The organism is Rhodococcus sp. SMB37 (genome assembly GCF_004345605.1).
In the GTDB taxonomy this organism is placed as follows: domain Bacteria; phylum Actinomycetota; class Actinomycetes; order Mycobacteriales; family Mycobacteriaceae; genus Rhodococcus.
The window spans coordinates 192,949-214,244 of the sequence record NZ_SLVY01000008.1; the positions used below are offsets into that span (position 1 = coordinate 192,949).

20 protein-coding genes are annotated in these 21,296 nt (G+C 65.5%); 12 read left to right on the forward strand and 8 right to left on the reverse strand.

Features of this window, described 5'->3' with window-relative positions; genetic code table 11:
- Positions 1-26: 26 nt before the first annotated feature.
- From EV641_RS15280 to EV641_RS15295, 4 genes are all read left to right on the forward strand, one after another.
- Positions 27-665, forward strand: a complete 639-nt coding sequence (locus EV641_RS15280) for a TetR/AcrR family transcriptional regulator (RefSeq protein ID WP_054715007.1) — start codon at positions 27-29, stop codon at positions 663-665.
- Positions 632-2,206 (forward strand): MDR family MFS transporter, encoded by a 1,575-nt coding sequence (locus EV641_RS15285; RefSeq protein WP_132472757.1) that lies wholly within the window; start codon positions 632-634, stop codon positions 2,204-2,206. Before EV641_RS15280 ends, EV641_RS15285 begins: the two co-directional genes overlap by 34 nt.
- 88 nt (positions 2,207-2,294) lie before the next feature.
- Positions 2,295-2,948 (forward strand): helix-turn-helix domain-containing protein, encoded by a 654-nt coding sequence (locus EV641_RS15290; protein ID WP_241997246.1) that lies wholly within the window; start codon positions 2,295-2,297, stop codon positions 2,946-2,948.
- Between the two features lie 27 nt (positions 2,949-2,975).
- Positions 2,976-4,235: a hemerythrin domain-containing protein gene (locus tag EV641_RS15295; RefSeq protein WP_241997247.1), complete on the forward strand. Its 1,260-nt coding sequence runs from the start codon at positions 2,976-2,978 to the stop codon at positions 4,233-4,235.
- Here the strand turns inward: EV641_RS15295 and EV641_RS15300 are convergent.
- From EV641_RS15300 to EV641_RS15310, 3 genes are all read right to left on the reverse strand, one after another.
- Positions 4,141-5,694 (reverse strand): succinic semialdehyde dehydrogenase, encoded by a 1,554-nt coding sequence (locus EV641_RS15300; protein WP_132472759.1) that lies wholly within the window; start codon positions 5,692-5,694, stop codon positions 4,141-4,143. The genes EV641_RS15295 and EV641_RS15300 overlap by 95 nt on opposite strands.
- A 120-nt stretch (positions 5,695-5,814) precedes the next feature.
- Positions 5,815-6,888 carry a 2-oxo acid dehydrogenase subunit E2 gene (locus tag EV641_RS15305; RefSeq protein ID WP_132472761.1) on the reverse strand — a complete coding sequence of 358 codons (1,074 nt, stop codon included), beginning with the start codon at positions 6,886-6,888 and terminating at the stop codon, positions 5,815-5,817.
- Between the two features lie 17 nt (positions 6,889-6,905).
- Positions 6,906-9,236 (reverse strand): transketolase C-terminal domain-containing protein, encoded by a 2,331-nt coding sequence (locus EV641_RS15310; protein WP_132472763.1) that lies wholly within the window; start codon positions 9,234-9,236, stop codon positions 6,906-6,908.
- 199 nt (positions 9,237-9,435) lie between these two features.
- On the opposite strand from EV641_RS15310, the gene EV641_RS15315 reads away from it, so the two are divergent.
- The gene (locus tag EV641_RS15315; RefSeq protein ID WP_241997248.1) at positions 9,436-9,888 is read left to right on the forward strand and encodes an Lrp/AsnC family transcriptional regulator; all 453 of its coding nucleotides are present in this window, start codon (positions 9,436-9,438) and stop codon (positions 9,886-9,888) included.
- Positions 9,889-10,152: 264 nt separating this feature from the next.
- Complete coding sequence (locus tag EV641_RS15320; protein ID WP_132472767.1) at positions 10,153-12,021, forward strand: acetolactate synthase large subunit; 1,869 nt, start codon at positions 10,153-10,155, stop codon at positions 12,019-12,021.
- Positions 12,022-12,181: 160 nt separating this feature from the next.
- Here EV641_RS15320 and EV641_RS15325 read toward each other — a convergent pair whose 3' ends face one another.
- The gene (locus tag EV641_RS15325; protein WP_132472769.1) at positions 12,182-13,063 is read right to left on the reverse strand and encodes a fumarylacetoacetate hydrolase family protein; all 882 of its coding nucleotides are present in this window, start codon (positions 13,061-13,063) and stop codon (positions 12,182-12,184) included.
- Between the two features lie 246 nt (positions 13,064-13,309).
- On the opposite strand from EV641_RS15325, the gene EV641_RS30265 reads away from it, so the two are divergent.
- The gene (locus tag EV641_RS30265; protein WP_241997250.1) at positions 13,310-13,495 is read left to right on the forward strand and encodes an amidohydrolase family protein; all 186 of its coding nucleotides are present in this window, start codon (positions 13,310-13,312) and stop codon (positions 13,493-13,495) included.
- A 208-nt stretch (positions 13,496-13,703) separates the two neighbouring features.
- On the opposite strand, the gene EV641_RS15335 is transcribed toward EV641_RS30265, so the two are convergent.
- Positions 13,704-14,333 (reverse strand): SRPBCC family protein, encoded by a 630-nt coding sequence (locus EV641_RS15335; protein ID WP_132472771.1) that lies wholly within the window; start codon positions 14,331-14,333, stop codon positions 13,704-13,706.
- On the reverse strand, positions 14,330-14,698 hold the full coding sequence (locus tag EV641_RS15340; RefSeq protein WP_132472773.1) for a metalloregulator ArsR/SmtB family transcription factor: 369 nt from the start codon (positions 14,696-14,698) through the stop codon (positions 14,330-14,332). The genes EV641_RS15335 and EV641_RS15340 overlap by 4 nt, the downstream gene beginning before the upstream one ends.
- An 89-nt stretch (positions 14,699-14,787) precedes the next feature.
- On the opposite strand from EV641_RS15340, the gene EV641_RS15345 reads away from it, so the two are divergent.
- The 3 genes from EV641_RS15345 to EV641_RS15355 are packed head-to-tail and all read left to right on the forward strand — an operon-like array spanning position 14,788 to position 18,255.
- Positions 14,788-16,629: a long-chain fatty acid--CoA ligase gene (locus EV641_RS15345; protein WP_132472775.1), complete on the forward strand. Its 1,842-nt coding sequence runs from the start codon at positions 14,788-14,790 to the stop codon at positions 16,627-16,629.
- Positions 16,630-16,648: 19 nt separating this feature from the next.
- A complete protein-coding gene (locus EV641_RS15350) occupies positions 16,649-17,023 on the forward strand; it encodes a DUF5313 family protein (RefSeq protein WP_132472777.1) in 375 nt (124 codons plus the stop codon).
- 2 nt (positions 17,024-17,025) lie between these two features.
- Positions 17,026-18,255, forward strand: coding sequence for an Nramp family divalent metal transporter (locus tag EV641_RS15355; RefSeq protein WP_241997252.1), 1,230 nt, complete (start codon positions 17,026-17,028; stop codon positions 18,253-18,255).
- On the opposite strand, the gene EV641_RS15360 is transcribed toward EV641_RS15355, so the two are convergent.
- Positions 18,256-19,005, reverse strand: a complete 750-nt coding sequence (locus EV641_RS15360; protein WP_054720279.1) for a GntR family transcriptional regulator — start codon at positions 19,003-19,005, stop codon at positions 18,256-18,258. It abuts the gene before it with no gap.
- A 134-nt stretch (positions 19,006-19,139) separates the two neighbouring features.
- On the opposite strand from EV641_RS15360, the gene rraA reads away from it, so the two are divergent.
- Positions 19,140-19,628: a ribonuclease E activity regulator RraA gene (rraA, locus tag EV641_RS15365; protein ID WP_132472781.1), complete on the forward strand. Its 489-nt coding sequence runs from the start codon at positions 19,140-19,142 to the stop codon at positions 19,626-19,628.
- Between the two features lie 6 nt (positions 19,629-19,634).
- Here rraA and EV641_RS15370 read toward each other — a convergent pair whose 3' ends face one another.
- Positions 19,635-19,856, reverse strand: a complete 222-nt coding sequence (locus EV641_RS15370; RefSeq protein WP_054720280.1) for an RNA-binding S4 domain-containing protein — start codon at positions 19,854-19,856, stop codon at positions 19,635-19,637.
- 42 nt (positions 19,857-19,898) lie between these two features.
- Here EV641_RS15370 and EV641_RS15375 point away from each other — a divergent pair, with 42 nt between their 5' ends.
- On the forward strand, positions 19,899-21,248 hold the full coding sequence (locus EV641_RS15375) for a deoxyribodipyrimidine photo-lyase (RefSeq protein WP_132472783.1): 1,350 nt from the start codon (positions 19,899-19,901) through the stop codon (positions 21,246-21,248).
- The last annotated feature ends 48 nt before the right edge of the window (positions 21,249-21,296 follow it).

Here is a 21,296-nt window from a genome sequence, read left to right on the forward strand (position 1 = left end):
CGTTAGTTGCCATAATGTAAATATTCATGACTGCAACCGACCAGGTATCGCATCGCGAGCGCAAACGCGCCCGCACGTGGACGGCCATCCACCTCGCCGCCGCGAACGCAGCCGCGACGCATGACCACCTGTCGGACATCACCATCGAATCGATCGCCGACGCCGCCTACGTCTCTCCGCGTACGTTCTTCAATTACTTCAAGTCGAAGGAAGATGCAGTGCTGGGCTTGCGCGCGGCCGTCATCAGCGACACGGTCGTCGACGAGTTCCTGATCGAACCCGGCGACGACCTCGTCGAAAAGGTCGCGTTCCTGCTCCTCACCGTCTTCCGCACCACCAACCACAAACAGATCACGCAGACCGAATACGCCGATCTGATGGAGCGCCACCCCGAACTCGCCCGCAGGCGCTTCCGGTACATCGACGACGTGCAGGCACTCGTCGCCGAGTTCGTCACCGAACGACTCGTCGCTTCGGATGGTTGGACGTCGGCCCACCCCGACGAATCCCCCGAGGAAGCAGCGCAGATGGTCGTCACCGTCGCCGGTGCCGTGATGCGGGCCGCGATGCGCCCGATCCTCACGCGCGCAGACCTCGAGGGGACCGATGCCGATGCGATTCTGCACCGGAAATGCGCACAGTTCAGAAGCGTGACGCGACCATGACGGCGGAATCCACGAAGACCGAACAGGAATCGTCGGCGCCCCCCGTCCGGATCGGCTTCATCTTCGCTGGGCTGCTGCTGGCGATGCTGTCGGCATCACTGAGCCAGACCGTCCTCAACCCCGCACTGCCCACCATCGTGGGTGAACTGCACGGCGCCGATCTGATGCTGTGGGTGATCACCGCCTACATCCTCGCGTCGACGATCATGATGCCGATCTACGGCAAACTCGGAGATCTGCTCGGACGCAAACCGATTCTGATGTTTGCCATCTCGGTCTTCGTGATCGGTTCAGTGGTCAGCGCGACCGCCCCGAACATCATCTGGCTCATCGCCGGCCGAGCCATCCAGGGTCTCGGCGGCGGCGGGTTGATGATCCTCTCCCAGGCAACGATCGCCGACGTCATTCCCGCCCGTGAACGCGGCAAGTACATGGGCATCATGAGCAGTGTCTTCGCTCTGTCGTCGGTGAGCGGTCCGCTGCTGGGCGGGTTCTTCACCGAAGGCCCCGGATGGCGCTGGGTATTCTGGATCAACATTCCGGTCGGTCTACTCGCGCTCCTGGCCGCAGCCTTCTTCCTGCGCCTGCCCGAGCGACGACGGTCGCGACCCCGGATCGACGTCGCCGGGATGGCCGTCCTGTCGGTCGCGACAACGCTTCTCGTGTTGGTCGCCACCTTGGGCGGCGCACAGTTCGCGTGGTCGTCACCGACCATTCTCACGATGATCGCCGCGACCGTCGTAGCGGTCGGGCTCTTCCTGATCATCGAATCCCGGACTGCGGAGCCCGTCATCCCTCTGCACCTGTTCCGTGACCGCAACTTCAACATGTGTACCCTGGCCGGGCTCCTCATCAGCGTCTCGCTGTTCGGTGTGGCGTCCTACATGCCGACCTACCTGCAGATGGTTGCCGGCATGGGAGCCACCGCCGCGGGACTGATGATGCTTCCGATGATGGGCACGCTGTTCGTCACCTCCACGCTCATCGGCCGATATGTGACCCGCACCGGCCACTACAAGAACTGGCCGATCTTCGGCGCCGTGCTCGTTGCGGCGGCCATGGTCGCGCTGTCGACGCTCACCGTCGAGAGCCCGCTGTGGCTGCTCGGCTTTTTCGTGGGGCTCCTCGGTCTGGGACTGGGCACCTCGATGCAGCTGCTGGTCCTCGTCGTGCAGAACTCCTTCCCCATCGAGGAGGTCGGCACCGCCACGGCGAGCAACAACTATTTCCGGCAGGTCGGAGCGACACTCGGCGTCGGCGTCGTCGGCAGCGTGTTCACGACCCGGGTGGCCACGCTGATCACCGAGCGGATCCCCGACGCGGCCGATGCCGGGATCCACGCCGACTCACTCACCCCCGCCATCGTGCAAGGGCTGCCCGACTCGTTGCACCTGGCGGTCATCGAGTCGTACAACGAGGCACTCACCCCGATCTACCTCGCGATCGCTCCGCTCGCGCTCATCGCAGCGGTGTGCCTGTTCTTCGTGATCGAGAAACCGCTCGCGACGACCATCGAACGGAAGACCGAGGCGGAAACCTGACCCGTCTTCGCGGCCGCTCGGTCGGTCTCGGCCGAAACTTCACCGGAACACCCTTGGATTGAACGTAAGGGCGTTCTACCATCGAATTGTGTCCACGGATACGTCCGCGACATCCGGCAGGTCCACCACTCGCCCCTACCGATCTCCGCGGCGTCAGCTCCAGGCAGCCCGAACCCGAGCCGCCGTACTGGCCACCGCCACCGACCTGTTCACCTCGCGTGGTTGGGCCGGGACCAGCATGCGGGACGTCGCCCACACCGCCGAAGTGTCGGTAGAAACCATCTATTCGGCGGTCGGGCCCAAAGCCGCACTGCTCAAGGCCGCTGTCGACATAGCAGTGGTCGGCGACGCCGAACCGTCACCGCTCGCAGACCGGTCGGCATTCATCCGAATCGGCACCGCACCCACCCGCCACGAACGGATCGATGCGGCAGCGCACCTCACCGCAGACATCAACGAACGCACACACCGGATCGTCGAGGTACTTCGCGCCGGAGCCCGAACCGAACCCGCTCTCCGCACCGAAGTCATCGCTGCAACACAACGCAGATACGACACCGTCGCCGAAGCGGCTCGAATGATCTCCGGACACGATCTCCCGCCGGATCGGATCGACGAGCTGTGGGCACTGACCAGCGACCAGGTCTACCACCTTCTCGCCGACGAACGCGGCTGGAGCCGAGCCCGCTACACGGCATGGCTGACCGGCCGTATGGAAGAAATCCTCGACCGTCCCGAATGATTCGGACGGTCACTGATGGAGCACATCATGAGCATCGACCCGCACGTCACCGATACACGCACCATGAACATCGTGCACAACGCACTCCGCCGCGACCTCACACGCGCACAACGCGCACTCGCGTCCACTCCCCCGCCGAACGACGAACGCCGCACCGCACTTGCCGACCATCTGGACTGGATGATGCACTTTCTGCACGTGCATCACGACGGCGAGGATCGAGGACTGTGGCCGATGGTGCGCCGGCTGAACCCCGACGCCGGACCCCTGCTCGACCGGATGGACGCCGACCACCGGCTGGTCGCACCGGAGATCACCGGGGTGACCGCGGCCGTCGCCGCGTACCGATCGAATGCCGTTTCCCGTGAAGAACTTTCGCAGTCTCTGGGCCGACTCACGGAGGTCTTGATACCGCATCTGCAACGCGAGGAGAACGAGGCCATGCCCGTGGTGGCCCGGACGCTGTCACAAACTCAGTTGGACGAATGGGAGGAACGGTTCTACCTCGCTCCGAAGTCGAAGCAGGAACTGGGCCTCGAAGCACACTGGTTGATCGACGGAGCAGACCGCCAGGACTACGACATCATGGCCCACAAGGTCGGCCCCTTCACCCGCTTCATGCTGCTGCACGCGTTCGCACGGCCGTACCGGCGAGCATGCGCGGCCCGTTGGGGTGCCGGCGTCGACATCCGGCCTCTGCACCGTCGACCGGCCCGCACCGAAGGCTCCGTCGACGTGCACATAGACGCTCCTGCCCGATCGGTGTACGAGGTGCTGTCGGACGTCACCCGCACCGGCGAGCGCAGCACCGAATGTGTCTCCTGCACACCGCTACCCGGAAAAGCCGCGGGAGACGTGGGCGCCCGGTTCCGAGGGCGCAACCGGTCGGGTCACCTCCATTGGTCCCGACTCTGCGAAGTGACGGCAGCCGACCCGGGGAAGGCGTTTGCGTTCCGCACAGTGCCGGCCCGGCACAATCCGGCCTACCACGACTCGACACTCTGGTCGTACAGACTCACTCCCGACGGCACCGGCACCCGGGTCCAGCACTCCTATCGCGTGATCGAGAAGCCCTATCGTCCGTTCGAATGGGGCTACCTGCACCTTCTTCCTCAGCACCACGACATGCGTCCGCAGATGCGCGACAACCTCGAGGCACTGCGGCTGCAATTGGAAAGCGCGACCCCCGGACCTACCGTCCCGGCAACCACTTCATCGCGGCGACGAACGGCGCCAGCATCTTCGCCCATGCCTTCTTCGGCAGACCTCGGGGACCGTCCAGGTTGAGCAGGCGCGTCGTTGCGATGGTCTGCGCCTCCGTGTACTTGAGCAGACCGTCGGGACCGTGTCGCCGGCCCACGCCGGAGATACCCATGCCTCCCATCGGGGCGTCGGTACTACCCCACGCCGGCGCGTACCCTTCGTCGACGTTGACGGTGCCCGCGTGGATCCGCGCTGCGATCGCCTCACCCTCGGCCTTGGTGCGCGCCCACACCGACGCGTTGAGTCCGTACTCCGTGTCGTTGGCACGACGGATCGCGTCCTCGACGTCATCCACCGGATACACCGACACGAGCGGCCCGAACGTCTCGTCGGCGTAGCACTCGGCATCTTCGGGAACGTCGGTCAGGACGGTCGGTTCGTAGAACAGCGGCCCCAGGTCCGGGCGCGGCTTGCCGCCGGCGACGACGGTCGCGCCCTTCGCGACCGCGTCGTCCACGTGCGCCGACACGGTCTTGACCTGATCCTCGTTGATGAGCGATCCCATCTCGGTGCCGAAGTCGTAGCTCGCACCGAGCGCGACCTTGCGCACCCGATCACCGAACATCCGGAGGAACTCGGGCGCGATCGACTTCTCGACGTAGATCCGCTCGATCGAGATGCACAGCTGACCGGAGTTCGAGAAGCACGCGCGCATCGCGGCTTCGGTCACCTCGCGCAAGTTCGCGCCTTCGGTGACGATCATGGGGTTCTTTCCGCCGAGCTCGGCGGAAAAGCCGATGAGACGTCGCCCGGCCTGCTCTGCGAGGAGACGACCGGTCTGCGAGGAACCCGTGAACATCAGGTAGTCGGTGTTCTCGACGAGTGCGGTACCCACCACCGAACCGGGGCCGGGCACGACGGCGAACAGGTCGCGCGGCAACCCCGCCTCGTAGAGCAGGTCGGCGACTGCAAGTGCGCAGTACGGGGTCTGGCTGTCGGGCTTGAGCACCACCGCGTTGCCCGCGAGCAGCGCAGGGATCGCGTCGGAGACGGCGAGGGTCATCGGGTAGTTCCACGGCGCGATCACCCCGACAACGCCCTTGGGATGATGCCGCACCGTGGTCTTCGTCAGGACGGGGAGCATTCCCGTGGCACTGCGTGGGCGCAGCAGTTTCGCCGCTGTGCGCGCGTAGTAGCGCGCGGTCATCGCGATGTCGAGCACTTCTTCCTGCGCCGATGCCCGGGATTTGCCAGTTTCGGCCTGCGCCATGTCCATGAGCGACTCGCGCTTCGAGATCAGCAGGTCGCGATAGCGGTGGAAGATCTCGGCGCGCTCCTGGACCGGCGTCTGCGCCCACGCGACCTGCGCTTTGCGTGCACGGTCGATCGCGGCTTTCGCATCGTCGGCGGTGCCGACGGGCACGGTCGCGATCTCGCGGCCGGTGAAGGCCTCGACGACGGGTCGCGTGGGTCGCGAGGAGGTGTCCTCGATCGCGATGAGCTCTGCGAGCCTCGCGAAGGTCGCAGCGTTCGGAGCAGGCATGTCGCACCCCTACCGGTGAGTAGTTCTCGGAGTTACACCAAACTACCGCGTCGGGATGGTCCGTGTCACAGTCCGGGCATTCCACGGTCGGCCCGCGTTGCCGGAAGAACCCACCTATGGTCACTGAAGGTCGTCTGAGTGGAACCCCGCTTCCAAACGCTGCCGGACGGAACCGAGATAGCGGGCCGCGTCGGCGCCGTCGACGATGCGGTGGTCGTAGGAGAGGGATAGGTAGGCCATCGCTCGCACCTCGATCTGGAGTGATCCGCCGACGCCACGGGAGGGAACGAGGCGCTCGACGACGGTGCCGATACCGAGGATGGCGGACTGGGGCTGGTTGATGATGGGGGTGTCGAACAGTGCGCCGCGGCTGCCGGTGTTGGTGATCGTGAATGTGCCCCCGGACAGATCGTCGGGCCGGATCGTCCCCGACCGCACCTGATCCGCGGAATCGCCGATGGCACGGGCGAGTTCGGTGATGGTCAACCCGTCGGCATGACGGATCACAGGTACCATCAACCCTTTGTCACTGTCGACGGCCATACCCAGATGCACCGGCCCGTGGTAAGTGACCTCGGTGCAGTCGGTATTGAGCGACGAGTTGACGACCGGATGCTCAGTGAGCGCGCCGACGGCAGCGGCGACGAAGAACGGCAGAAACGAAAGCTTCGTACCGGTGCGGCTGTGAAACTCCTCCTTGTGTGCGGTGCGTAGTCTGGCGATCTCGGTGATGTCGACCTCGACCACCGTCGTCAGCTGCGCTGAGGTCTGCAGAGATTCGAGCATGCGCCGCGCAATGGTCTGCCGGATCCGGGGCAACTTCTCGACTCGGTCTCCAGCGTCTGTCGGCGACGGTGCAGCCACCGTTGCGGTGGGTACCGGCGCTGTCAGCGGGGCCGCGGGTGCGGGGGTCGGTACTTCTGGTGCGGACGGCTCGGGATCTGGTGAGCCGATCGATGCGAGCGCTGCACCGACCTCGACGACCTCGTCCTCGGCGGCAAGTAGTTCGACGAGAATACCGGTACTCGGTGACGGGATCTCGGTGTCAACCTTGTCGGTGGCAACCTCGAGCAACGCCTCACCTTCTTCGACGCTGTCGCCCACCGCTTTGAGCCATCGAGTGATGGTCGCCTCGGTGACGTTCTCGCCGAGGGACGGCAGCGTTACCGAGGCGCCTTCTTGTGTCGTCGTCATGTCTTCGTCTTCCTTGGTCAGGCGATCAGATCGAGGCCGGCACGCACGACACTGTCCGTGTCGATCCCGTGGTACTTGTACACATCCTCGAGCGAACCGACCTGCCCGAAACTGCTCACACCCAACGCGGCACCACGAACATTGTTGATGCCCGTCAAGAACGCCAAAGTGTGCGGATGTCCATCGAGAACGGTCACCATCGGTGCCGCCCGATCAGCGGGGAACACCTGGTCGAGGATCCACGACGGACCATCGGCGAGTCCGCGACGGGCCTGCACCGCCTCGAACAGCTGTCCGGGACTGGTCACACACACCACCTCGGCCGCGATACCCTGATCGGCCAACCTATCTGCCGCAGCCAGGGTTTCGGTGATCACCGCACCCATGCCGACCAACGTGACCGCCGGATTCTCGCACTGCCGCAACGTGTACGCCCCTGCCACCACCTGCCGGCGACGACGTTCCCGCGCCGCCGGATCCGACGGAACCGTAGCGAGGGTCTGATCGACCGGACGGGTCGACAGGCGCAGATACGACGACGAGCCGTCGGGCCGCCCGAGCCGGGAAATACTGTCGAGCAGCGTCCACTCGACATCGATCGCGAACGCCGGCTCGTAGCTGATGCACCCGGGCTGCTCCAACCCGATCGACGGTGTCTTGATCGACTGGTGCGCACCACCTTCCGCGGCGAGGCTGACACCGGACGGGGTCCCGACCAGAATCGACTGGCCACCCGCATAGATCCCGTACGACCACGGCTCGAGCGCACGTTCGACGAACGGGTCGTACATCACGCCGATCGGGAACAGTGGCTGCCCCCAACGACTCCAGGTGGCACCGAGCTCACCCATCAATCCGACCAGGTTGGTTTCGGCGATACCGAGTTCCATGTGCTGCCCGGTCGGCTTCTCCCGCCAGTGCATGATCGTCTCGGCATCGTCGTCGAACCAGTTGCGGCGTTCGTTCGGCGACCACACGCCGACCTTGTTCAACCAGCCCGCCAAGTTGGTGGTGGACGAGACATCGGGGCTGACGGTGATGACGCGCTTCGCCGCATCCGGTGCTTCACGGCTCAAATCCAGCAAGGCCCGCCCCAGCGCGGCCTGGGTGGTGGACGTCCCGGACGGGGTGCGTCCGATGTCGGACGGGACGGCCGGTGGTGTGCCGAACTCGACCTTGTCGCGGGTCAGACGGTCGGCGGTGGCCCGGCAGAGACGTCCGGCTGGGCTGTCGGTAGGGAACCGGGCCCACGGGTCGGAGGTGTCCATGCCGAGCCCTGCTGCGAGCTGGTCGTACTGCTCGACGGTCAGCAGCGACGAGTGGTTCTGCGGGTGGCCCTCGGTGGGCAGGCCGCGGCCCTTGACGGTGTAGGCGATGATCACCGTGGGTCGGGTGTCGTCGATCTGCGCATACGCTGCGCGCAACGCGTCGAGATCGTGTCCGCCGAGGTTGCGGATCGCCTGCAGCAGGGTGGTGTCGTCCAACTCGGCGATCAACGATGCAACCGCTGCGGCATCGGGGCCGTCACCGGGAAGCCGCGTGCGCACCTCGTCGGCGTCGCATCGCAGCATCCGCTGGTACTCGGGGTTGGGCATGTCCAGGATCCGGGTGCGCAACGCTGCACCGCCCGGGCGAGTGAACAGTGATTCCAGCAGAGTCCCGAACTTGACGGTGATCACCTGCCACCCGGCGGCCGCGAACATGGCTTCGAGCCGACCGGCGGCGATGTTCGGCACGACCCGGTCGAGGGATTGGCGGTTCAGATCGACGATCCACACGATCTCGCCGAGTTCGGCGACCGAGTGGTCCAGGACCGCTTCCCACACTGCGCCTTCGTCGAGTTCCGCGTCGCCGACGAGGGAGTACTGCCTGCCGGTGCCTGCGCCGCCGATGGCGGTGTCGACGTAGCGGCGGGCGATGGCACCCCAGATCGGAGCCGTCGCCCCGATGCCGACCGAACCGGTCGAATAGTCCACCGGATCCGGGTCTTTCGACCGGGACGGATACGATTGCAGTCCGCCGAACTCACGCAGCGTCGTCAGGTACTTCCCGTCCAGCTCGCCGAGCAGGTAGTTGATACCGTGCAGCACCGGGGAGGCGTGGGGTTTGACCGACACGCGGTCCCCCGGTCGCAACTGCTCGAACCACAGCGACGTCATGATCGACACCATCGACGCGCACGACGCCTGATGACCGCCGACCTTGAGCCCGGTGGGGTTCGGTCGAATACGGTTGGCGTGGTGAATCATCGAGGTCGAGAGCCACAACACACGCTGCTCGATCTCGGCCAGTGTGTCCGAGCTTTCACCGGACACCGGTGCGTGCAGATCAGCGGACGAGGTACTCATGGGTCACTTCCTGATATAGCCGAGTGGACTGGTCGAGAGAAGAGCACCGAACCGGTGCGGTGACACCGAAGTTCGTGTGCCCGGCCTGCCCGTCGAATTGTTATCCAGGTCACGCCAGACCACAGTATGTCCGGCCCGTCGTAGCAGATAGCCGGTTTGCGAGATACACCGTCCAGTAGGCGAACTATGCGGTATCCCTGTGCAGATCCCTCACCAGAGTCGAGCACAGGCATACACTTCCGCAATACCGACCGCAGAATTTCAGCATTCTGCTCACCGCCGCGACTTCGCCCCTGTCGGAGGTAAACAGAATGCCCACCAAGCCCGCTGTCGATTCGATCGCGCGAAGATTCTCGCCGCCCTGGGCTACCCGCTGACCGCCTTCATCCTCACCAGCGTCACTCAGCGCAAGCTGTCGCAGATCACACAGGCACTCGACAGAGTTCCGGAGATCGTCGAAGTGCACGGACTCAGCGGCGTCGCCGACCTCCTCATCCATGTCGTCGCCCACGACACCGACGACCTCTACCGCATCACCGGCCGGATCCTCGGCATCGACGGAGTCGAGCAAACCACCACCTCGCTCGTCATGCGAAAGCTGATCGACTTCCGTCTGTCACCGCTGCTGGCCCCACTCATCGACCGACCATGAATGCATCATTCTTGGGCAATGTGCTCACTACCCAAGCAGGTCGACGCCCGGGCGCGGGCAGAATGCTGAAACCGATAACCGCCGATATGCCAGTGAAGTGGCGCGCGTGGTCCACTGCTCACGCGTGCTCGCCCACCACCGAGCAAAGCTTGTGTTGCGCACCATCCTCCGATCCGAGGATGTCCGGCAGTCCCGCGAAGCCACAATCTGCTCCTTCGCCCGGCGGCGCCGTTCGACAGCCGAACCAGATTCAGAGGACATTCCGTGAGTGCACCGACTCGACTCCGTGACGATCAGCAAACCCACGACGATCCGCACGCCCACGACGATCGACAAGCCCGAACTGCGGCCATACACCTGCCCGAACGACTCACCGGAGCGCAGGCCGTAGTCCGCTCCCTCGAAGAACTCGGCGTCGACTGCGTGTTCGGCATCCCCGGCGGCGCAATCCTCCCGGTCTACGACCCACTCCTCGAATCGACGCGACTACGACACGTGCTGGTCCGCCACGAACAGGGCGCCGGCCACGCCGCCACCGGCTACGCCCAGGCCACCGGCAAGGTCGGCGTCTGCATGGCCACCTCCGGACCGGGTGCCACCAACCTCGTGACGCCCCTCGCCGACGCACAGATGGACTCCGTCCCGATAGTCGCGATCACCGGGCAGGTCGGCCGCGGCCTGATCGGCACCGATGCCTTCCAGGAAGCCGACATCTGCGGCATCACGATGCCGATCACGAAACACAACTTCCTGGTCACCGACCCGGCCGATATTCCACGCACCATCGCCGAGGCATTCCATATCGCCTCTACCGGCCGGCCGGGCGCCGTGCTCGTCGATATCCCGAAGGACGTGCTGCAGGCGACCACGACGTTCCACTGGCCACCGGCCACCACGCTGCCCGGATACCGTCCCACCACGAAGCCGCACAGCAGGCCGATCCGCGCTGCCGCCGACCTGATCAACTCCGCCGAATCACCCGTCCTCTACGTCGGTGGCGGGGTGATCAAGGCCGGTGCTTCAGAGCAACTGCGTGAGCTCGCCGAACTCACCGGCATCCCGGTGGTCACCACGCTGATGGCGCTCGGTGCGTTTCCCGACAGCCATCCACTGCACTACGGCATGCCGGGCATGCACGGGGCAGTCGCAGCGGTGGCCGCGATGCAGCGCAGCGACCTGCTGATCGCCCTCGGCGCACGGTTCGACGACCGGGTCACCGGGCACGCCGACTCTTTCGCCCCGAACGCGAAGGTGATTCACGCCGACGTCGACCCCGCCGAGATCGGCAAGAACCGGGACGTCGATGTCCCCATCGTCGGTGACTGCCGCGAGGTGATCCGCGACCTCACCGAGGCGCTGCGTGTCGAACGCGTGGTCCGCCCCGCCCCAGACCTGACGAAGTGGCGTGCGGCGCTGGACGACATCCGCAATACCTACCCGGTCAGTTACGACCGGCCTGCCGACGGCATGCTGTCGCCGCAACAGGTCATCGAGGCGGTCGGAAGGGCAGCGGGCCCCGACGCGATCTATGCCTCCGGTGTCGGCCAGCACCAGATGTGGGCGGCCCATTTCATCGGCTTCGAGAAGCCTCGAACCTGGCTCAATTCCGGGGGTTTGGGAACGATGGGATATGCCGTTCCGGCGGCGCTGGGTGCGAAGCTCGGCGCACCGGAGCGGGAAGTGTGGGCGATCGACGGCGACGGCTGCTTCCAGATGACCAATCAGGAACTCGCGACCGCGGCAGTCGAGGGTGTGCCGATCAAGGTGGCGCTGATCAACAACGGCAACCTCGGAATGGTCAAGCAGCTGCAGGCAATCCACTACGATGGTCGCTACTCGAACATCGACCTCTCCACGCACTCACGCCGGATCCCGGACTTCGTCAAGCTCGCCGACGCACTGGGCTGTGCAGCCCTGCGTTGCGAGCGTGAAGAGGACATCGACAGTGTCATCGCGCAAGCGCGGGAGATCAACGACCGGCCGGTGGTCATCGACTTCATCGTGAGCGACGATGCTCTCGTCTGGCCGATGATCGCTGCCGGTGCGAGTAATGATCAGATCATGGCGGCCAAGGATATTCGCCCCCTGTTCGACGACGAAGACGACGCTGAGCACGAGTGGTCGCAGCCATGACGGCGGGCACAGCAGGTCCGCTGGAACACCCTCTCTGAGTTGGTAACTCGCTCGCCCGCCGTGCATCCATCACGACGGGCGAGCGTGCCTCGAGCTCTGGAGCTCAGGCCGGGTGATCCAAGCCGAACCATAGGCAGGAACCTCCACGTGCGCGGACAGGCTACAGCGACGCCGGAGCAGCGACGAAACTCTGGTGCAGCTCGCCGATTCCGCCGATCCAACTGGTCAGCTGTTCACCCGGCTGCAGGAACCGCGGCGGCTTCTGTCCCACCCCCACTCCGGCGGGAGTACCGGTGAAGATGACATCCCCGGGGTAGAGGGTGACCGTTTCGGACAGGGAGGAAATCACCGACGGCACGGCGAAGATCAGATCACTGGTGCGGCTCTTCTGAACCTCCTCGCCGTCGATGGCGCAGCCCAACTCCAGGTCGTCGGGATCAGCGAACTCGTCGGGAGTGACCAACCACGGACCCTGCGGAGAAAATCCGGGGAATGACTTCCCCAGACCGAACTGGGCCGCCGGGCCACGCAGCTGCGAGATCCGTTCGGAGATATCCTGCCCCACCGTCAGACCTGCCACGTACGACCATGCGTCGGAAGCGGAGACGCGGTGGGCATCGCGGCCGATCACGACGACGAGTTCCACTTCCCAGTCGACATTTCCACCGGCCGGGATGTTCACCTCACTGTCAGGCCCGGAGAAGCTGGAGACATACTTCGTGAACACCGGCGGCAGCGAGGTGGGTGAGTCGAACCCGGACTCGGCCGCATGATCGTGGTAGTTCAAGCCGATGGCGAATACCTGTCGTGGAGTCGGGGAGGGCGCCCCGAGCCGGCTCCGGTCGATCGCGACACCGTCCTCGGCAAGCGCGGACAGGTCCTCGCCGGCCACCCACGTAGTCAGCTCATCCCAGACCGGGTAGACGTCTGCGGGTGCGGGGCCGAACCTCCCCCGTGATGCAGCGGCCAGATCCACCGTCCGCTCGGCTCCGATCTCGCCGATCACCAGAGCTGCACGATTGTCGTAATTGGCGATACGCATGAAGTCCTCGATTCGTCATGATGCTGCCCAGCGCTTCGGATGACCTGCAGGGCGAGGCGATAACATGTGACTCAGGTCATGGTCTACTCGAACCTAAGTGGAAACACGTCCGAGCGGCTATCCGATACGCGCACCGGAACGTCCGAACCGCGAAGCGTCACCACTTCGGGTTGTGGTATCGATCACAAGCAGCTCGTATCCTGCGCTGAGTACTTCAGAGAGAACGTCGACATCACACCGTCCGGCATGTTCAACCAGGCCCAGCTGCAATACTGCGTCGCAACCCTCGATGTCGACCGCATCCTCTACTCCGTCGACTATCCCTTCATCGGCAACGACGCCGCCGTGTCCTTCCTCGACGAGGCCCGTCTCTCCGACGAGGAGAAACACCGAATCGCGCACCAGAACACCGAAACGCTTCTCGGCCTATGACACGCCACTGATCGCAGCCGTGTCCATGATCGCGACGCAGATCGCAACTCATCGCGCTTGTCGCAACGGAAACGCGAAGCGCGTGCGTCCGGAACGACCTTCAAGATCGCGGGCCGCCCAGCGCTCACCGCGCGGCGCACCCTCAGGTATCGGAGAGGCCGCGGCGTCCCTCACTCCAGGCAACGCCACACCTGTGGGTGACCGGCGGCTACTCCCCCGAGTAGAAGGCGATGGTGCGATCGGCCCGTGCGCGTGCCGCATCCGGGTCGGTTCCCGCGGCCACATCCGCGTCATACCAGCCGTTTCCCGACTCCCGGACGTAACCGAGCCCTTCCGGTGAGAGCGACCATTTCTCGAACTCGGAAGGATCGACCGCATCGCCCGTATCGACGTGCAAGCCGAGACCGAGAAGTGCCTGGTCCCATCCGATGCCGACGGCTCCCGGACCGTACGTCTCCCAGTGGTCACCTTCGGGGTGGGCGATGTGCGCGAGTTCGAAGCGCGCGTACCCGCCCGGTTCGGGGATGACGGCGACCTCGATCCAGCTCTTGCCCCCGCCGAACTCCCAGGTCGCCGAGAAGGATTTCGGAGGGTCGCACGTGAGGATCTCCCCGCCGGCGTTACCTTCGAGCTGGTACCGGCCGCCCACACGCAACTCGCCGCTGACCGGGAGGAACCAGCGCGGAATCCGCTCGGGGTTGGTGCAGGCATCCCAGAGGTCGTCGGCGTCGGTGGGGTAACTCTGCGACACCGTCACGACGGCGGCGTCCTTGCCGTCGACGACGCGATGCCCGATCGTGCGCCGCAGAGTCTCGGTCCTGGTCTTCACGTCCTTCATGATGTTCTCCTCTGTTCGTCGGCATGATTGTCGGTACGAATGCGGCGTGCGTGTTTGCCTCGTGCGATCTCGGTGCTGAGCGCATCGAGCGCTGGGGTGGGACGTGGCCGCAGCCGGGCGAGCCACCCCTCGAGTTCGGCCAAGGCCCCGGTATCCAATTCGTACAGGCGCCGGTTGCCGTCTCGATGCACTACAGCAAAATGGTTGTCCCGCAATACTTTCAAGTGCTGCGAGACGGCAGGCTGAGAGATCCCGAACTCACCACCGACCACGTCGCCCAGGTCTCCGGCCGCCCGTGGGCGCTCGGAGAGCATTTCGAGTATCCGGCGACGCACCGGATCCGACAGAACCTCGAAACCGTGCACCACCCCACTATATAAGCGCTACGTTAAATAGTCGAGTGGGGTGGCCGGAACAGCGCGTGACCGGAGTTCTCCCCTTCTAGACTGGGACAATGACCACAATGCGCGCGTCCGAGGAAAAGGTCGATCACGCCAAGATCGAGAAGCGGGCGCCGTCGGTCGCTCGCCTGTTCATCGATCGCGTCACTGCGACACCGGATGATGAAGCCTTCCGCTACCCCGACGGTAAGGACGGGTGGGCGAGTATCACATGGGAACAGACCGGAGAGCAGGTCCGGCTGCTCGCGGCCGGTTTGCTGTCGCTCGGCGTCGAACTCGAAGATCGTGTTGCGCTGGCGTCGTCGACCCGTTTCGAATGGGTACTCGCCGATCTCGCGGTGATGTGCGCCGGCGGGGCAACCACAACGGTGTATCCCACCACCAACGCACCGGATGTCGCGTTCATCGTGTCCAACTCCGGAAGTCATGTGGTGATCGCCGAGGACTCGACGCAGGTCGAGAAGCTCACGGCGCATCGTGGGGAGCTTCCGGATGTTGCCAAGGTGGTCGTGATCGACGGACCGGGCGACGGCGACTGGGTGATCGGATTCGACGACCTCGCGGAACTCGGCCGGGCACGCCTCGCCGAAGACGCGAACTCGGTGATCGACAGGATCCACAGCATCGAGCCCGACCATCTGGCCACTGTCATCTACACCTCGGGCACCACCGGCAAACCGAAGGGCGTCCGGCTGCCGCATTCGGCGTGGACGTACGAGGCCGCAGCAGTCGACTCCGTGGGCCTGCTCGGGCGCGACGACCTCCAGTACCTCTGGCTTCCCCTGGCGCACGTATTCGGCAAGGTGTTGCTCACCCTGCCGCTGCAGATCGGTTTCCCCACCACCGTCGACGGGCGGGTCGACAAGATCGTCGAGAACCTCGCCGTCGTGCGCCCGACCTTCATGGGTGCCGCGCCCCGAATCTTCGAGAAGGCACACGCGCGCGTCGAAGGGATGATGGCGGAAGAAGGCGGCATCAAGAAGGTGCTCTTCGACTGGGCCATGGGCGTGGGCACCAACGTCTCGAAGGCGCGTCAGGACGGTCGTTCTCCAGGCATGCTCGACTCGGCCCAGCACAAGATTGCCGACAAGCTGGTGCTCTCGACCATCCGGGAACGATTCGGCGGTCGGCTCCGCTTCTTCATCTCCGGCTCGGCGGCACTGAACCCCGACGTGGCCCAGTGGTTCGACGCCGTCGGCATCCCCGTACTCGAGGGCTACGGACTGACGGAGACTTCTGCCGCGTCCTGTGTCAACCGCCCCCAGGCCAACCGGCTCGGCACGGTGGGCTGGCCCCTCCCCGGCACCGAAGTGGAGATCGCCGAGGACGGTGAAGTGCTCATCAAGGGCCCCGGCGTGATGACCGGCTACCACGACCGTCCCGACGCCACCGCCGAAGCGCTCGAGGCCGATGGCTGGTTCCACACGGGCGACATCGGGAGCCTCGACGACGACGGCTACCTGAAGATCACCGACCGGAAGAAAGACATGTTCAAGACGTCGCAGGGCAAATACGTCGCGCCGTCCGCGATCGCCGCGACCTTCAAGGGCATCTCGCCGTACGCTGCGGAGATCATCGTTCACGGCGAGGGCAAGCCGTACTGCGTCGCACTGGTGGCATTGGACGCCGAAGCCGTCACCGAGTGGGCAGTCAAGAACGGCCTCGACGGGCAATCGTTCTCCGACATCACACAGCACGACAAGACCCGCGAGCTGATCTCGAAGGACATCGATCAGCTGAACCTGCAACTCAACCGGTGGGAGCAGGTCAAGAAGTTCACGATCATCGAGCGCGAACTCTCAATCGAAGAGGGCGATCTCACGCCGAGCATGAAGCTGCGCAGGAAAGTGGTGGTGGATACATTCTCGGACAGCCTGACGCGGCTCTACGAGTAGAAGCACTATCCTCGACAATATGAGTAGCGCGCGACCTAATTTGCCTCAGCGGATCGGTTACATGTTCGGCCGGACGCTGCCCGTGGAGCTGCGCGAGTGGGTCCGGGAGGACATCCTCGGGCCCGGAGGAACCCGGCGATATCTGCTGCGGTGGAACCTGCCGCTCATCCCGTTCCTGCTGCTGTTCCTGCTGATACCGGGCCCGGTGTGGATCCCGCTCTCGATGATGCTGCTTCTCCTGATTCCGTGGATCTATTTCTCGGTGGCACTCATGCCGATCTGGCAGCGGCACCGCCTGCAGCAGCACGGCTACGACCCCCGACTGCTGGGCGCGAAAGCACGCGCCCGTGCCGATCGTGAGCGTGCCGACTACGAGCGCAGATTCGGCCGCTGAGTTTGCCGCGCACCGCCGCGGCGACGCCGCGCCTGGCCACACTGCTCGGCCCGGCGTTCGTCGCAGCCGTCGCGTACGTCGACCCCGGCAACGTTGCCGCGAACCTCACAGCGGGGGCGCGCTACGGCTATCTGCTGCTGTGGGTACTGGTCGCTGCGAATGCGATGGCCATTCTCGTCCAGTACCTGTCGGCCAAACTGGGGGTCGTCACAGGTCGCTCCCTTCCTGAACTGCTCGGCGAGCGGCTTCGCACCCCGTCGCGTCGCGCGTTCTGGATGCAGGCCGAGGTCATGGCTGTCGCCACGGACGTCGCCGAGGTCATCGGTGGCGCGATCGCGCTCCACCTGCTGTTCGGACTCCCATTGTTCGTCGGTGGTCTCATCACCGGGGTCGTGTCGATGGTGATCCTGTCTGTGCACAGCCGCCGCGGCCAGCGCACGTTCGAATTCGTCGTGGTGAGCCTCCTCGCGATCATCACTGTCGGGTTCCTGTGCGGTCTGCTGTTCACAGACATCTCCCCCGGCGACGCCGCCGCCGGGCTGGTTCCCCGTTTCCAGGGCACCGACACCGTGCTGCTCGCCGCATCGATGCTGGGCGCCACGGTGATGCCGCATGCGATCTACCTGCATTCGGCCCTGTCGCGCGGACGGCACGGCAAGGTCGATCCCGGGCCGAGGCTCGACCGCGTCATGCGCGCAACCCGGTGGGACGTGGCCGGTGGCCTGTTCGTCGCTGGCAGTGTCAACATCGGCATGCTGCTGCTCGCCGCATCCGCCCTCCGCGACACCCCCGGCACCGACACCATCGAAGGCGCGCACGCCGCGATCTCCGATGCACTCGGCCCGGCCGTCGCGATGGTGTTCGCGATCGGACTGCTCGCGTCGGGACTGGCGTCGACCGCGGTGGGTTCGGCTGCCGGCGCGGAGATCATGGCAGGCCTGCTGCACATTCGGGTCCGGCCGTTCATCCGACGCGTGGTCGTGATGATCCCCGCTCTGATCCTGCTGGCCGTCGGGGTGGACCCGACGTTCGCGCTCGTGCTCAGTCAGGTGGTGCTGAGCATGTGCATCCCGTTCGCGGTGATCCCGCTCGTCCGCATGACAGCGGATGCTCGGGTGATGGGCGACCGTCGCAACGCCCCGATCGTGACCGCCGCAGCATGGCTCACGGCGGGGTTGATCATCGCGCTCAACGTCGCGCTGGTGTGGCTGACCATCACCGGCGCCGCTTGATCAGGACAGCACCTCGATGAGGGTGGTCTCCGAATCACCGGTCATGTAGCGCTCGACGCTGTCGAGGTGGCGCCGCCAGAACGCTTCCGCCGCACCCGGTTCACCCGCCCGCAGCAGGGCGACGAGCTTGTGGTTGGCACGCAACGCGACGGCAACCCCCGGACTGTCCTGTTCCGTCCGGGTCGACAGGTACAGCGCGTTGTGCGCGTCCATGATGTCGAGCAGCATGCTCGCGAGGGTCGACATCGTCTGATTGCCGCCGAGGTCCATGATCGTCCGGTTCACGTCGCTGACGTACTTGACGAACGCATGCGGATCGTCGACCAGGTCCCCGCCGCGTTCGACGACCTCGGCGAGCCTGTCGATGCGGTCGTCGGGATTCGCGGCGATCAGCCCGACTGCCGCGACCTCGAGTTCGGTGCGGGCTCGGTACACATCGGCGAGTGGAACACCTCGGTACTGCAGGAGCAGACCCGTGTAGCGCGCAGCAGTGGACCCGTCGGGCGCCTGCACGCGAGCGCCGCCGCGCGCACCGCGGAGCACAGTGATGATGCCTTCGGATTCGAGGATGCGGAAAGCTTCGCGCAGCGTCGGCCGAGACACTCCGAATCGCTCCATGAGCGCGGCCTCGTTGGGTAACGGCTCACCTGCCTGGAGTTCACCTGTGATGATCTGCCGACGCAGGCTCGCAGCGATCAGTTCTCCGGCTTTCGGCACGCGAACAACCGTCGAGCGGGCGTCGAGAGGCATGGCACCGTCCTGTATCCGTTATGGTCGAAATCGGCCCGTAAGAATACAAGAATCTACCCAATTGCACCCGAGGCGGGTTCGTGGTGGTCGTCACCATCACCGATCGGCGCACGCGCAGGGATTATTCTCGCCCCATGAGCGAAGCCATCGAATTCACCGCGACCGCCGACCTCGCCGACGAGATCGGCCCGGACATCCGCAGCTGCGACACCCAGTTCATCCAGTTCGGCGGCCGCGCCGAGTTCGCCGGCCCGGTCACGACGATCCGCTGCTTCCAGGACAACCTGCTGGTCAAGCAGACTCTGTCGGAGCCCGGCAACGGCGGTGTCCTGGTGGTCGATGGCGACGCAAGCATCCACACCGCGCTCGTCGGCGACATCATCGCCGGACGCGGCGTCGACAACGGCTGGGCCGGCGTGATCGTCAACGGAGCCGTCCGCGACTCCGCGATCCTGCGCACCCTCGACATCGGCGTCAAGGCCCTCGGCACCAACCCTCGCAAGAGCACCCAGACCGGGTCGGGTGAGAAGAACGTTCCCGTCGAGATCGGCGGCGTGACCTTCAACCCGGGTGAGATCGTCTACAGCGACCACGACGGCGTGGTCGTCCGCACCGCGAACTGACCGAGGTCAGCCCCTCACGACGCGGGCACTCGTCCCAGCGATCTCCACGACGTCACCGGTGTTCAACTGCCGGCCCCGGCGCACCTCGACCTCGCCGTTGACCGAGACGAGGCCGTCGGCGATCACTTCCTTCGCCTCCGCACCCGACTCGATCAGGCTCGCCAGTTTCAGGAACTGGCCGAGCCTGATCGAGTCGTCGCGAATGGGAACGTCGAACGCATCGGTCATGTTCGCCATTGTCGCCCATCCGCAGTCGGCCACACTGGACGGGTGAGTACCCACGTCGTCTGGTTCCGCCGCGATCTGCGTCTACACGATCTGCCCACTCTCTCGAGCGCCGCCGATGCAGATCGTCTGATCGCGCTGTTCGTGCTCGACGACACGCTCGCGACACCCGGACCGCGCTATACGTATCTGCTGCGTTGCCTGCGCGCACTCGACGACGACCTCGACGGCCGTCTACTGGTTGTCCACGGAAACCCGGTCGACGTAGTGCCTGCGGTCGCGCGCGAGTTCGATGCGAGCGCGGTGCATATCAGCGCAGACCATGCGCCGTACGGGTCGCGACGCGACCGTGCAGTCGAGGCCGCTCTCGCCGGCATCCCGCTCGTCCGGACCGGCTCGCCCTACGCGGTGTCGCCGGGGCGTGTCCTCAAGGACGACGGCACGCCGTACCGGGTCTTCACCCCGTTCCGTCGCGCCTGGATCGAACACGGGTGGCGGCCTCCGGCGAGCACCGACGCGGCCACCGTGACCTGGCTCGACCCGGGCGACACCGGTCTGCGCGTGGCCATCCCCGCCGACGATGCCGCCGACATCGTGTTGCCGCCCGCCGGGGAGAGCGCCGCGCTGCGCCGATGGCGGCAATTCCGCGACGACGGACTCGAACGATACGACACCGAGCGCGACCGGCCCGATCTCGACGGCACGAGCCGCCTGTCCGCCGCGCTGAAATTCGGATGTCTGCATCCGCGCACTCTGCTCCACGATCTGCGGGACCGCTCCGACTCGGGCGCCACGACCTTCCGCAGCGAGTTGTGCTGGCGTGACTTCTACGCCGACGTGCTGCATCACCGTCCCGACACCGCGTATCGCAACTACAACCACCGGTTCGACGACCTCCGCCACGACACCGGCCCCGACGCCGATCGCGCCTTCGCCGCGTGGCAGCAGGGCCGCACAGGATTCCCGATCGTCGACGCCGGCATGCGGCAGCTACTCGCCGAAGGATGGATGCACAACCGGCTACGGATGATCGTCGCATCGTTCCTCACCAAGGACCTGCACCTGCCGTGGTGGTGGGGCGCGCAGCATTTCATGACGCACCTCGTGGACGGCGATCTCGCCTCCAACCAGCACGGATGGCAGTGGACCGCCGGGTGTGGCACCGATGCCTCGCCCTATTTCCGCGTGTTCAACCCCACCTCGCAGGGCGAGAAGTTCGATCCGAAGGGTGACTACGTGCGCCGCTGGGTACCCGAGTTGCGTGACGTCACGGGCAAGAGTGTCCATCGGCTGCCGGACGGCCCCCCGGCCGGATATCCACAGCCGCTCGTCGACCATGCCCACGAACGGCAAGTGGCTCTGGCACGGTACGGAGAGATCTCCGCCCGCAGCTGATCCATCCGCCGGTCGACCGGCTCCGAGCAATGCACAGGCGGAATACGA

What these genes read in the sequence shown, in the direction of transcription:
- EV641_RS15280 (WP_054715007.1), top strand. Translation starts at nt 27, where the DNA reads ATGACTGCAACCGACCAGGTATCGCATCGCGAGCGCAAACGCGCCCGC.
- EV641_RS15285 (WP_132472757.1), top strand. Translation starts at nt 632, where the DNA reads ATGCGCACAGTTCAGAAGCGTGACGCGACCATGACGGCGGAATCCACG.
- EV641_RS15295 (WP_241997247.1), top strand. Translation starts at nt 2,976, where the DNA reads ATGAGCATCGACCCGCACGTCACCGATACACGCACCATGAACATCGTG.
- EV641_RS15300 (WP_132472759.1), bottom strand. Translation starts at nt 5,694, where the DNA reads ATGCCTGCTCCGAACGCTGCGACCTTCGCGAGGCTCGCAGAGCTCATC.
- EV641_RS15305 (WP_132472761.1), bottom strand. Translation starts at nt 6,888, where the DNA reads ATGACGACGACACAAGAAGGCGCCTCGGTAACGCTGCCGTCCCTCGGC.
- EV641_RS15310 (WP_132472763.1), bottom strand. Translation starts at nt 9,236, where the DNA reads ATGAGTACCTCGTCCGCTGATCTGCACGCACCGGTGTCCGGTGAAAGC.
- EV641_RS15325 (WP_132472769.1), bottom strand. Translation starts at nt 13,063, where the DNA reads ATGCGTATCGCCAATTACGACAATCGTGCAGCTCTGGTGATCGGCGAG.
- EV641_RS30265 (WP_241997250.1), top strand. Translation starts at nt 13,310, where the DNA reads ATGTTCAACCAGGCCCAGCTGCAATACTGCGTCGCAACCCTCGATGTC.
- EV641_RS15335 (WP_132472771.1), bottom strand. Translation starts at nt 14,333, where the DNA reads ATGAAGGACGTGAAGACCAGGACCGAGACTCTGCGGCGCACGATCGGG.
- EV641_RS15345 (WP_132472775.1), top strand. Translation starts at nt 14,788, where the DNA reads ATGACCACAATGCGCGCGTCCGAGGAAAAGGTCGATCACGCCAAGATC.
- EV641_RS15350 (WP_132472777.1), top strand. Translation starts at nt 16,649, where the DNA reads ATGAGTAGCGCGCGACCTAATTTGCCTCAGCGGATCGGTTACATGTTC.
- EV641_RS15360 (WP_054720279.1), bottom strand. Translation starts at nt 19,005, where the DNA reads ATGCCTCTCGACGCCCGCTCGACGGTTGTTCGCGTGCCGAAAGCCGGA.
- rraA (WP_132472781.1), top strand. Translation starts at nt 19,140, where the DNA reads ATGAGCGAAGCCATCGAATTCACCGCGACCGCCGACCTCGCCGACGAG.
- EV641_RS15370 (WP_054720280.1), bottom strand. Translation starts at nt 19,856, where the DNA reads ATGACCGATGCGTTCGACGTTCCCATTCGCGACGACTCGATCAGGCTC.